Consider the following 12657-nt stretch of genomic DNA (forward strand, 5'->3'; position numbering starts at 1 on the left):
GCCTGAAAGCGGCACAGTTGCTGAGTCGCTAAAAAACGCTGTAAGTATTGCTCAAGCAGCCGAACGTTGGGGATATCATCGTTACTGGATGGCCGAGCATCATAATATGACGGGTATCGCCAGCGCGGCAACCGCTATTGTTCTAGGTCATATTGCAAGTCGAACCCAACACATTCGTGTGGGATCAGCCGGTATTATGCTGCCTAACCATCCACCGTATATTGTTGCAGAACAATTCGGCACGCTCGATGCTCTGTATCCCAACAGGGTTGACTTGGGACTGGGCCGAGCACCTGGTACAGATGGACAAACCCTGCGTGCTTTAAGGCGTTCACCGAACGACGCTGAACAATTTCCTAACGATGTGCAAGAGCTGTTGGGCTATCTCGCCGAAGCAGAAGATACTGACACCATCAAAGCCATTCCTGGTTTTCAGCAAAACATCCCCGTTTGGATCTTAGGTTCGAGCACCTTTGGCGCACAACTAGCTGCCCGACTCGGGCTGCCCTACGCGTTTGCATCTCACTTTGCGCCCGATCACCTGAGTCACGCGCTTACACTATATCGCAAGCAATTCAAGCCTTCGCGTTATCTTGATAAACCATACGCTGCTGCGGCACTGAATCTATTCGCAGCCGACACGGACCATCACGCTCGCCGCATGATGACATCGATGCAGCAACAGTTCATTAATTTACGTCGCGGGATGCCCGGGCGCATGCAGCCCCCTGTTGAGGATATTAAAGCCATAGCGGACCCCTATGAACTAGCGGCTGTTAATCACGCGCTGAACTTTACCGCGGTGGGCACAAAAGACACCGTCGCGCGTCACCTCACACAGTTTATTGAACAAACTGAGGTCGACGAGCTGATTTTGACCTGCAACGCCTACGATATATCAGATCGCCTAAACTCGTTTAAAATCGGCGCAGAAATACTACTAAACTAATATTAATCAGGTGACCCAAGCTATTCTTAAGGTATTTTTAAGGTTTCTTTGTTATAAAGTCGGTTTAATTTTAATTTAATTAAGCCGACTTTATGTCTCGTAAGATTTTAATCACTGGAGCCGCTGGTTTTATTGGGTTTCACACGGCCAAGCGCCTACTTTCAGAAGGGTTTCACGTCGTTGGAATTGACAACCTCAACGACTATTACTCAGTTCAGCTTAAGTATGATCGATTAAATCAACTTAAGAAATTTGACTCATTTTCCTTTCATTCGATCGATATTGATAACCCTATCGCATTGTCAGACTGCCTAGCCGATTATACGATTGATGATGTCATTCATCTTGCCGCTCAAGCAGGTGTGCGTTATTCAATCGATAATCCGCAAGCGTATGGGCGAAGCAACTTGATCGGATTTCTCAACATACTCGAGTGGGTTCGCAGTCACCCTGTAGACCACTTTATTTATGCCTCATCAAGCTCGGTGTACGGTAATACTGAGCGTGTCCCTTTTTCGACGAACGCGACCGCCGACAAACCGGTATCTTTGTATGCAGCGACGAAGCGTGCTAACGAACTGATGGCTGAAAGCTATAGCCATTTATATAATATCCCTGCGACTGGATTGCGTTTCTTTACCGTCTACGGTCCTTATGGTCGTCCCGATATGGCACCGATGAAGTTTGCCAAACAAATTATGCAAGGTGGTCAAATTGATGTCTATAACCATGGTGACCTATCGCGTGATTTTACGTTTATCGATGATATTGTAGAGGGCATATACCGCTTATTAGATAAACCTATTCAAACGCAGTCAGAGGGTGCGCGCCATCGCGTCTTAAATATAGGTCGCGGCGAACCTGTTAACTTGCTTAAGTTTATTGAAATACTCGAGAGCGCGTTCGAAAAACCGGTTAAAAAACGTTATCTTCCAATGCAAGATGGTGATGTAAGCACAACTTGGGCGGACGTGACAGAGTTAAGTAAAATAACGGGTTATTCACCACAGATCGATATCGAGTCTGGCATTCAAAAATTCGCAGAGTGGTACAAAAAATACAATGCACATGGACAATTAGCATGATTGAGTTTTCAGTGATACTCCCGGCAAAAGATGAAGCCGATAATATTAGTGTTTTACTAAAAGAGATTGACGACGCCTTAAAAGGCAGCTCATACGAAGTGGTGCTAGTAGATGATGGTAGTACAGATGCAACAGCAGAGCAGGCATTAGCGACCGCTAAAACCATGCAAGGACAAGTATCGGTTATTCAACATCAGTCGAGCTGTGGTCAAAGCACTGCGCTTTATACAGCGGCACAACACGCCTGCGGTGAGTTTATCGTGGTGCTTGACGCCGATGGCCAAAATGATCCCGCGGATATTCCTTCATTAAAGCAGGTAGCAAACGAGTTGCAATCGCACCACTTTTGCGTAATTGGGCACCGTCAACAACGAAAAGATACGACTTGGAAGCGATTTCAATCGCGTGTTGCCAACCGCTTTAGACAGGCCGTATTGAAAGACGATACACCGGATACTGGCTGTGGGTTGAAAATCCTCCCTCGTCATACCTATTTACAACTCCCCTACTTCCACCATATGCATCGTTTCGTACCCGCGTTGGTCAAACGCATGGGAGGAGAAATAAAAAGTGTTCCTGTGAACCATCGCGCTCGGTTGCAAGGCATCTCAAAATATAATGCTTGGAATCGTGCTTGGGCTGGCCTACTTGATATTTTGGGTGTTCTTTGGCTGATTTACCGCTCCAGAAAGCCGCAAATTAAAGCTATAAAGCGCAGTCAGGAGTCCTAATCCGATGCAACGCGCGATCAAACTATTAGCGATTGTCGGTGTTTTCTTTGCGCTTGCGTTGGCCATTCAACAAGGCTGGTTAGATGCTATTTCGACGTCAGAACGAGCCATGCAGACGATCAAACACGCTGGCGTCAAAGGCTATGCCATTGTATTGACCGCCGCCACTTTGTTTATGGCAATTGGCGGTCCGCGCCAGCTCATCGCGCTCGTATTGGGGTTTATACTCGGAACCGGTTGGGGCTTCGTCGCCGCATTATTGGTGAGCGGTCTTTCACTCGCGGTCACCTACTTTACTGCACACATGTTTTTACAGCCGTTAATAAGAAAACGTTTCAAAACCCAGAGCGAGCGACTGGTAAAGTGGATTAATGTAGCAACAACAAGAAAAACCATGATGATTCGACTGATGCCCGTTGGCAGTAATCTTTTGACGAACTTATTTGCGGGCGCAGCCAATGTCGACTTTAAACGCTTTTTCGTCGGAAGCATACTCGGTTATATCCCACAAACTCTGGTATTTGTTTTAGTCGGCAGTGGTATTGGCCTCGCCCAATCTGAGAAATTACTTATCAGTGGTTTATTGTTTGTCATCGCATCAGCTATTGGTATCCACCTCTACCGCTCACAAAAAAGCCTGTCAGAAGGAGTGCCCTCATGAAGTGGTTGGACGCATTTGAGCAACGACTCTCATCCGAACGCACCGGTGAGTTCCTATTCTGGCTATTGGTTGTAGCGGCTTTACTCATCTTTTCGGGACTTGGGCTTCGCTCGCCTTGGCCACCCGACGAGCCCCGTTTTGCTGATGTAGCGCGTGAGATGGTCGTCACTGGGCAATGGTTCTTTCCTGCCCGTGGTGAGGAGTTTTATCCCGATAAGCCGCCCATTTTCATGTGGGCTATCGCGCTATGCTATTATTTGATTGGCAATATAAAAATAGCCGCGTTAGTGCCTAACGCGCTGTGCAGCTTAGTCAGTTTAGTGGCCGTATTTGATATCAGTAGACGGATATGGGGCATGCGTATTGCGAGACACGCAACGCTGCTTCTACTCATTACGCCACAATTTTTAATTCAGGCAAAATTTGCCCAAATCGATGCTATGGTCGCCTGTTGGATTACACTGGGTTGCTATGGTCTATTGCGTCACTTCTTCTGCGGTCCCCATTGGCGTTGGTATTTCCTCGGCTGGGGCTTCATGGGATTAGGTATTATAACTAAAGGCGTTGGCTTTTTGCCCCTGCTGATGCTGCTACCGATTGCAATTTATCACTTTACCCAGCAACGCTTAACAGGCAGTTGGCGTTGGCGCGCATTGCTAGGCCCTATCGTTATGCTCGCTGTAGTGGCATGTTGGCTCGTACCCATGTACTTGATTGTCAGTCAAAACGGTAGTCCAGAATATCTCGCATACCGCGATAATATCCTGTTTAAACAAACCGGCGAACGCTATGTGGATCCATGGCATCACTTTAAGCCTTGGCATTACTTTATCAGTAGCGTGGTACCTGCATTCTGGTTACCGCTGAGTGTATTATTACTGACGCAGTTAAAAACCGTCTTACAGCAGATTAAGCAGGACCCCCGTATTGCGGTGTTATTTGGTTGGGTTATTTTAGTCATCTTCTTCTTTAGCTTAAGTCCTGCCAAACGGGGCGTTTATATACTGCCTGCATTACCCATGTTCTGTGTCGCGTTAGCCGCCGCCTGGCCCGATCTTTCGCTTAATCGTGCCAGTCGATGGTTTTTACGCGCCTTGCTCACATTAATCATCACCGTTTTCACAGCACTGACTTACTTTGCTGCGATACACCATGACAAGCTTGTCGACAAACTCGACAACTACACGCAGAGTTTTCAACTGCTAGATAGCCTCGCCATTATTTTTGCGATTATCGTGGGTGCCATTTGTCTCGCCTGTGTAGTGCTATGGCGTAAGAGTTTATGGGTCAAATATGGCTCAGCCGTGGCTATTATATGCGTTACTGTGAGTTGGCTCGTGTATCCTCTCGCGGAGCCCTTACGCACTCCCCAAAACGTCATGCTTACCGCGGCTGCCAAAGTAGATGGCGGCGAATTGGCTATTCTCGATCTCAAAGAGCAACACTTGCTTTTTTCGCCTATTCCGTTAACTCACTTTAGCTATTTTACAGGCAATGCTGAACAGTTTCGTAACGCATGGCTATGGATAAACGAAGCCCCCAATCGTTATATCATGGCACCGGATAATATGCATTTTGAGTGTTTTGACCCAGCAGATGGAAAGTCATTAGGTATCGCACATCGCGAGCATTGGCTGCTTTTTAGCGCCAAGGATGCAGCCAAATCATGCCCGGCACCTGCCAAAGTGATTCGCTACCGAAGCCCAGCCAGTGATATTAATGAATAAACAATCTGTTTAAATTTAAGATTTAATTAATATAGTTTTTATAAATTCCGCATAGTGACTAATTTTTTAAGGCAACTATGCGGAATTTTTTTATCAATTTAACCGACCGTTCTAGCCGTTCGTTATTGTTGGTTTCAGTACCTTTGTACTTGGCTTTATTTATTTTTTTTGACGGGCTCGGGATAAAATTTGATGTGTCCCAATGGTTTTTCTCAATTTCCGGTCATGCCTGGGCGTTAAAACATAACCTAATTACCGAGTCTGTGCTCCATGATGGGTTTCGTGCACTTAACATCGTAATTGTCGCCGGTATCTTAATTTTTTACCTATCGCAATGGTTCAAACCTCTACGTGTAACCTCGCTTGTCCGCTTATCACAATTTATCGGTGCGCTATTGCTGTCTTTTATTGTCGTGAACCTGATGAAAGGCGTCACAGGGATGCATTGTCCTTGGGATCTCAACATGTTTGGCGGTCGCTTTGACTACCAACCTCTTTGGTTAGCCGCCAGCCAACCCGAGCCCGGACGCTGCTTTCCAGCAGGACACGCAAGTATCGGATACGCTTGGTTTTCGTTATTTTTTTACCTACGCAAAGACTTCCCTGTTATCGCCCGCAAAGCCCTAGTCGGTTCACTACTCATTGGTTTATTACTTGGTTTTGCGCAGCAGTTGCGCGGCGCACATTTCATTTCAGACGATATCACCACGGCTTTTATCTGCTGGGTTATCAGTGCATTGATATTTATTGGAGATAAGCCTAATGAAAACCGTTAAGTTATCCAGTCGACTTCTGATACTGATCGCTACGCTGTGGTTGACCTTAGCCTACTGCGGTCCCCTTTTATCCTCGCTAAACGATTATCAAACTTCGCTTATCGCACAAATGGGCTTTCTTTTTGTTATCGCCTGTGTATACGCTGTACTGTTTTTAATTGCACGCGCATTTCATTGTCTGAAAGGCGCTATATTCGTGCTATTTACCACCGCCGCGGTGGTCACCTATTGGATGAATCAGTACGGTGTAGTGATTGATCCTGATATGCTGATCAATGCACTCGAAACAGATACTTCTGAAGCCAGCGACCTGATTTCAGTTAAACTCATTTTGTCTGTCTTTCTCTGGGGCGTTGTACCAGCAATAGTTTTGATTTGGATGCCGGTGAAACCGCAACCTTGGGTACGTACGACATTGCTGAGTTTAGGGGCCGGGTGCATCCTTATTGCCGTTGCTATGGGCGTACTGATGACCCAATACAGTGAGTATTCATCACTATTTCGCAATCACCGTGACGTTAAATACCGAGTCATCCCCTTCAATGTCATATCTGCCAGTGTTTCGGTTGCTAAAGCCAAATTATCGACGCCAGAAACCTTCATCGCGCTGGGTCAAGATGCCACCCAGCAACCAGATAATGACAAAACGCCTAAAGTCATGGTTGTCATCGTCGGAGAAACGGCGCGAGCTGATCACTTCAGTTCCAATGGATACCCGCGCCCAACCACTTCGGGTATCGAGCAACTCGCCCAGCAAGGTGAACTTATTAGCTTCACAAATGCAACATCTTGTGGCACCGCGACAGCCATTTCAGTCCCATGTATGTTTAGTTTTTATCAGGCTGAAAACTACGATAACCGTGCACGCTCGACCAGTAATGTATTAGATGTCCTTGATCACGCGGGTATCAATGTATCGTGGATTGAAAATAACTCGGGCTGTAAAAACGTCTGCGACCGAGTGGAAGAAATTACTGCCGAAGATTACTGTGATAGCGATCAGGAATGCTTCGATACACGGATGCTAGAAGTTCTGAAAACCAAGTTAGCCAACGCAAAGCAAGACAGCATTATTGTCTTACATTCAATGGGAAGCCACGGTCCTGCTTATTACAAACGATCGCCTCAAGCTCTTAAAAAATTTCTCCCCGAGTGCACCACCATCGAGCTCAATCAGTGCTCAGTCGACACCATTAAGAATGCTTATGACAATAGCTTGATTGTGACCGATAAACTCGTCACTGGCGCGATTAATACACTTAAAGAGGCTCCGCAATTGGATACAAGCCTCATGTACATTTCCGATCATGGCGAGTCACTCGGAGATAACGGTGTCTATCTGCATGGGCTTCCTAACTGGATGGCTCCCGATGAACAACGCCACGTACCTTGGATTCTATGGCCTGCCAACGCTTGGGCAGACCGTCCTGATGCGGCCGCAACGTACCCTGTTAATCATGACTATTTAGCACATTCACTGCTCGGCTTTTTCAATGTTAAGACTTCGCTTTATCAACCTCAGCTTGACTTGGCGGAGCAACTGGCGCCTTAGTCGATGACTCGGTGCGGAACAATAGTAACAACGGTAGCGAACATAAAGCCATCCACGCCATGGCTTTAAAATCATTCAGATAACCGATGGCGGCGGCTTGCTGAGTTAATTGCTGATTCATTTGAGCCACCGCCATGCCGGGCCCGTTTTCTATCGCGATTCGTATAAACTCTTCTTTTACTGGCGCTCTAAACATCGTCAAAGACTCGCCCAGTACCGCATGGTTCGTTTGTGTCGCACGCGCAGCCAGTGTAACCATGACCGAAATACCAATACTACTGCCGATATTACGCATTAAACTAAACATTGCCGTGGCTTCGGTTCGCAACTGAGGCGCCAGTGTCGAAAACGTCACCGTGCTGAGCGGTACAAATACAAAGCCTAGGCCCAACCCTTGAATAATGCCCGTTCTGACAACATCCATAGGGCTAATAAACAGATTAAATGCGGCCATTTCGAATAGCGAATAGGCAGTCAATGATAGCCCGAGTCCTACTAGCCAGCGCACGTCGACACGATTAATCAGCCTGCCAACCATCAGCATGGCACACATGCTTCCAATACCTCGCGGCGCTAATATCTCGCCCGTGGTAATCACGGGAAAGCCCATCAGGTTTTGTAGAAACGGCGGTAGTAACGCCAGCGTCGCGAGTAGAATAATCCCTACAATGAAAATAAAGATAAGTCCTGTGACAAGATTACGATCTTTAAATAGTGCGGGTTCTATAAACGGATTACGGCTAGTCAGCATATGTGCGATAAACAAATATAAAAACAGAACCGCAACAATGCACTCTACAATAATTTCACTGGAAGCAAACCAGTCCTCGCCCTGACCACGATCAAGCATCAACTGTAAGGCACCTATCGATAACGAGAGTAACGCAAATCCGAACAGATCAAAGCGGCGTTTTTCTGTTTCTGTTTCTTTAACAAAGGCGACAATTCCCGCAAACGCCAATAACCCCACTGGGATATTGATAAAAAATACCCATCGCCAGTTATAATACTCGGTCAGATATCCACCGAGTGTAGGACCCAGAATGGGCCCCACCATAACGCCAACGCCCCAAATAGCCATGGCAGAACCGTGCTTTTCTTTCGGATACGTATCGAGCAAAACAGCCTGCGACAACGGCACCAATCCCGCGCCAAACACGCCTTGTAGTAACCGGAAAAACACCAGTTGTTCTAGTGAAACAGCAACACCACATAAGACCGAGGCGGCTGTGAAGCCAAATACCGACAACAGGAACAATCGCTTCCGGCCGATTTTCGCAGCAAGAAAGCCGGTCATCGGTGTCATCACTGCTGCTGCCACAATATACGACGTTAACACCCAGGCAATTTGCTCTGACGTGGCCGACATGCTGCCTTGCATATGAGGCAACGCCACGTTAGCTATCGTGGTATCGACCGCCTGCATAATGGTTGCAAGCATGATAGAAATAGTGATTAAACCACGGTTCTTAGCGAGCTGCTTTGCATTCATAACAACGTGACCCTTAAGCTGGCTTATCGCTACTTAATGCTTGCATCCAGTGGGCTAGCGGCTGCAAAAACTGAGGTCCCCGCTCGTGCCAGCCTGTATCAATAGAGATTTCCGTACTCATACCAGCTCTCAGTGGTGGCTTACCGCCTGTATCCACGACAGCAATGCGAACCGGAACTCGCTGAACCACTTTGACCCAGTTCCCTGTCGAGTTTTGAGCGGGCAAAAGAGCAAACTCAGAACCGGAAGCCACAGCAATACTTTTCACCTTACCGTGCCATACGATGTCAGGATAAGCATCGACATGAATGACCACTTTTTGTCCCACTTTGACGTGCGTTAGCTGAGTTTCCTTCAGGTTAGCCTCGATCCATGGCGCCTCAGTCGCGACCACCACCATCGCTGGGTTACGTGGATCGATGTACTGACCTGCAGAGGGGGTTTTACTCGCAAAACCTGACATCGGTGCAACAACATGCGTCTGTTCGAGGTTTCGTTCAGCTTCATCCAGCGCAGCTTTGGCTTGCAGATAACGCGGGTGTTGCTTAACATCGATATTCGGTTGCCCTGCTAAACTTGCCGCGATACGTTTCAGTCCTTGCTCAACCGACTTCACATTTTCCTTCGCAACGCGCCACTGGTGTCGATACTTATCCAAGGTTGATTCTGACACCGAGTCCGACTTTACTAATCGTTTCTGACGCGCAAATTCACGCTCGGCAAATGCTGCATTTGACTGCGCGAGAACCAGTTGCTCTTGCTGTTCTGCGTATTGCGCCTTCAACGTTTCGATTTCAGTAACGACTTGTGCCAACTGAGATTTCGCCTGTGCCACCTTAATCGCATAAGGCGCATCGACGATATCAAACAATAGGTCACCCTGTTTTACGGGTTCGTTTTCCGACACAAAGAGTTGCGCAACGTTACCCGATATCTCAGGTACAATAGACACCTTATCATTTTGCACGTAGGCATTTTCAGTTTCTACAAACCGACCACCGGTGAGGTAGATCCCACCCGTTACCAATACGACAATTAAAGGTACTAGCACCAATAAAATCATCCGTAACTTAACAGCGCCCGACATTCGAATCGGATTGTTATACCGCGTGTTCATAGTAAAGAGCGTCCTTCAGCTTTCGGTTAAATTGTGTTTCATGGATTTCAGTGCATTGAGAATTTCATGGCGGGTCGCCTCAGAGATCCCAGCGAGGGTTTTAGCGCGCGTTTGCGCTCCGAGCTCCCGCAACTGATTCAACACCGGTTCTGCTTGCTCGGTTAAAAACAGCCGCCAAACCCGTCTATCATCCGGATCTGGTTTACGCTCAACCCAACCGCCCTGCTCCAGTCGATCGATATGGCGTGCAATCGTGATCGCTTTGAGCTCAAGTAGCTCAGCTAACCGCGACTGTTGAATACCTTGGCAGCGGACAAGACGTGCCAGAATTGACCACTGAGCGCGCGTTAAACCGAGTGATTTAGCGCGCGCATCGAAGTCCCATTTAGCCATGCGTGCCACGTCCGCAAGCAAGAACATCAACTCTCTGTCAGGGTGTTCCATAACGCCTCCCCAATTAGTAACTAAGGTTATTATAAGTTAGCTTACTATTTTTCTAAACTAAATGAGTTTAATAAATCTTAACTCATTGGCAACTCTTCTAAACATGGCGCAATCCGTATTGCGTCCATACGCGTAATAAAACTCGGTATTTATTGGGAGTAAACTATGCAAACCACAACCACTTACATTGCCCTAATTTCAGCTTTATCGTTCAGTGCTGCAGCACAACAAGCTTCTATTCAAGCGCCTCAATCGGCTACTGCAAATGATTTTATAGAAGTATTCAAACAACTGAGTGGCGAACATCCTGGCGTACGTAAAGGTCACGCCAAAGGTGTTTGCGCACTTGGCTCATTTGAACCCTCCGCAACCGCACAAGCGCGCTTTGATACCCCCTTATTCAGCGATCAAGCGCCGATTACGTTGCGCTTTTCCATGGGCGGAGGTAATCCAAATGCAGATGAGGCGGCAAACGCACCGCGCGGCATGGCAGTGGTGTTTGATTTAAACAACAACAGGCAACACAAAATTGCTGGATTAACCACGCCTATGTTTGCTGGAAAAAATCCAGAACAATTCCTCGGTCTTTTACGTATTAACTACGCTATTGCCCAGGGCGAGGCGACTAAAGAAGATCGTCAAGCCTATCTCGAAGCCAATCCAGAAGCCGCACGTCAGGGAGAATGGTTACAGTCGCATCAACCGGCAGCAGAATACACATCGGCTAACTATTTTGGTATTCACACATTCTATACCACGTTGACTAACGGCGAATTGCAGGCATTTCGATGGACATTAGTGCCTAAGGCAGGCGAAACGCTACTTACAGAGCAAGAGCAGAAAAATTTACCCAAGTCTTTCCTTGCCAAGCGACTCAGTGAGCGCCTCAAGGACGGACCGGTCGAATACGAATGGCACTGGCAACTTGCTGAACAGGGTGATCCAATTAATGACCCGTCACAAGTTTGGCCAAAAGATAGAGAAACCATCAATGTCGGTACACTGAAAATAACCGAGTCCGGTGGAGAATCATGTACACCGATCAATTTTGACCCGAATCAGGTCACTGACGGTATCTCTACCAGTCAAGATCCGGTGCTTCAAATACGCTCGCCCGCCTATGCGATTTCTTATGGCAAACGTTTGCAAGGACAGTAAACTTTTTTAGAGATTAAACATTCGAAATATTGAGTGTTTAATCTCTTAACTTTTTAACAATTTGTTCGATAATACCTCATAGGTATGTCCGCCTCATGGAGGAGTTATGTTTAAATTGTTCAACGATGACGCAAATGATGTCATTGCAGCCATTCACCAATCTCAAGCAGTTATACAATTTGATTTAGACGGTAAAATCGAAACCGCTAACGATAATTTTCTCTCGCTAATGGGCTATTCGCTAAGCGAAATAAAAGGACGCCACCACCGCTTATTTGTGGAGGATAGTGAAGCAGCAAGCCAACGCTATAAATTGTTCTGGCAAAAACTTCGCGAAGGCGAAGTCCAAATGGGTGAGTTTTGCCGCATCACTCAAGCAGGAGAAGAGATTTGGATACATGCCTCTTATACGCCGATTTTTAAACATGGAAGAGTTAAAAAAATAATAAAGTTTGCGTCCGATATAACTGAGAAAGTAGCCCAACGGGCTGAATACCAAGCTCAGATTAAGGCCATAAACCGTGCTCAAGCGGTCATAGAATTCTCACTCGATGGTACTATTTTATCAGCCAATAGTAATTTCCTCACCCTCATGGGTTATAACGCCGATGAAATTATTGGTGAGCATCATCGTATATTTGTTCCTCCCGAACATAGCCGAAGTTCAGAGTACGAAAGTTTTTGGCAGCGTTTAAGAGACGGCAAATATCAAACAGCGGATTACCAACGGGTAACAAAAGATGGTTCACGAATTTGGATCCATGCAACCTACAATCCAATTCCTAGATTCAACTAATAACTGCAACACTCGCTCTTAGCGTGTTGCAATTGCTCTTTAAAAATTATGTCTGGCTGAATAAAGCCCAGTGTTTTCCTGGGACGTAAATTCAAGCGCTGCTGGTATTTAGCCATCAGCTCGTTGGTTACAGTGCTCAAATCAGTACCTTTTGGCACGTATTGACGCA

12 protein-coding genes and 1 pseudogene are annotated in these 12657 nt (G+C 46.7%); 9 read left to right on the forward strand and 4 right to left on the reverse strand.

Features of this window, described 5'->3' with window-relative positions:
- The 7 genes from ABNS04_RS11355 to ABNS04_RS11385 form a co-directional block, all read left to right on the forward strand.
- A partial coding sequence (locus tag ABNS04_RS11355) for an LLM class flavin-dependent oxidoreductase (RefSeq protein ID WP_348671505.1) occupies window positions 1–949 on the forward strand: 949 nt, incomplete at its 5' end.
- Window positions 950–1041: 92 nt separating this feature from the next.
- Entirely contained in the window at window positions 1042–2034 is a 993-nt protein-coding gene (locus tag ABNS04_RS11360) for a GDP-mannose 4,6-dehydratase (protein ID WP_286681880.1), read from the forward strand.
- Window positions 2031–2765 (forward strand): glycosyltransferase family 2 protein, encoded by a 735-nt coding sequence (locus tag ABNS04_RS11365; RefSeq protein ID WP_272977998.1) that lies wholly within the window; start codon window positions 2031–2033, stop codon window positions 2763–2765. Before ABNS04_RS11360 ends, ABNS04_RS11365 begins: the two co-directional genes overlap by 4 nt.
- Window positions 2766–2769: 4 nt before the next feature.
- Window positions 2770–3426, forward strand: coding sequence for a VTT domain-containing protein (locus tag ABNS04_RS11370; RefSeq protein ID WP_272977999.1), 657 nt, complete (start codon window positions 2770–2772; stop codon window positions 3424–3426).
- Entirely contained in the window at window positions 3423–5153 is a 1731-nt protein-coding gene (locus ABNS04_RS11375; RefSeq protein WP_272978000.1) for a glycosyltransferase family 39 protein, read from the forward strand. The genes ABNS04_RS11370 and ABNS04_RS11375 overlap by 4 nt, the downstream gene beginning before the upstream one ends.
- A gap of 194 nt (window positions 5154–5347) precedes the next feature.
- Complete coding sequence (locus tag ABNS04_RS11380; protein WP_286681879.1) at window positions 5348–5929, forward strand: phosphatase PAP2 family protein; 582 nt, start codon at window positions 5348–5350, stop codon at window positions 5927–5929.
- Window positions 5916–7481 carry a phosphoethanolamine--lipid A transferase gene (locus ABNS04_RS11385; protein ID WP_272978002.1) on the forward strand — a complete coding sequence of 522 codons (1566 nt, stop codon included), beginning with the start codon at window positions 5916–5918 and terminating at the stop codon, window positions 7479–7481. Before ABNS04_RS11380 ends, ABNS04_RS11385 begins: the two co-directional genes overlap by 14 nt.
- On the opposite strand, the gene ABNS04_RS11390 is transcribed toward ABNS04_RS11385, so the two are convergent.
- From ABNS04_RS11390 to ABNS04_RS11400, 3 genes are read right to left on the reverse strand one after another with little or no spacing between them, the layout of a single operon-like run.
- Window positions 7426–8973: a DHA2 family efflux MFS transporter permease subunit gene (locus tag ABNS04_RS11390; RefSeq protein ID WP_272978003.1), complete on the reverse strand. Its 1548-nt coding sequence runs from the start codon at window positions 8971–8973 to the stop codon at window positions 7426–7428. The two genes, ABNS04_RS11385 and ABNS04_RS11390, sit on opposite strands and share 56 nt — an antisense overlap.
- A gap of 13 nt (window positions 8974–8986) precedes the next feature.
- Entirely contained in the window at window positions 8987–10090 is a 1104-nt protein-coding gene (locus tag ABNS04_RS11395) for an HlyD family secretion protein (RefSeq protein WP_272978004.1), read from the reverse strand.
- A gap of 15 nt (window positions 10091–10105) precedes the next feature.
- A complete protein-coding gene (locus ABNS04_RS11400; protein WP_006955599.1) occupies window positions 10106–10534 on the reverse strand; it encodes a MarR family transcriptional regulator in 429 nt (142 codons plus the stop codon).
- A 165-nt stretch (window positions 10535–10699) separates the two neighbouring features.
- Between ABNS04_RS11400 and ABNS04_RS11405 the strand changes: the two genes are divergently transcribed.
- Complete coding sequence (locus ABNS04_RS11405) at window positions 10700–11692, forward strand: catalase family peroxidase (protein ID WP_272978006.1); 993 nt, start codon at window positions 10700–10702, stop codon at window positions 11690–11692.
- A 106-nt stretch (window positions 11693–11798) separates the two neighbouring features.
- Window positions 11799–12488 (forward strand): PAS domain-containing protein, encoded by a 690-nt coding sequence (locus ABNS04_RS11410; protein WP_286681877.1) that lies wholly within the window; start codon window positions 11799–11801, stop codon window positions 12486–12488.
- Here ABNS04_RS11410 and ABNS04_RS11415 read toward each other — a convergent pair.
- Window positions 12485–12657, reverse strand: a pseudogene (locus ABNS04_RS11415) (IS30 family transposase); the annotation flags it as partial. The gene ABNS04_RS11410 and the pseudogene ABNS04_RS11415 overlap by 4 nt on opposite strands.

This window comes from uncultured Idiomarina sp., assembly GCF_964010655.1.
In the GTDB taxonomy this organism is placed as follows: Bacteria; Pseudomonadota; Gammaproteobacteria; order Enterobacterales; family Alteromonadaceae; genus Idiomarina; species Idiomarina baltica.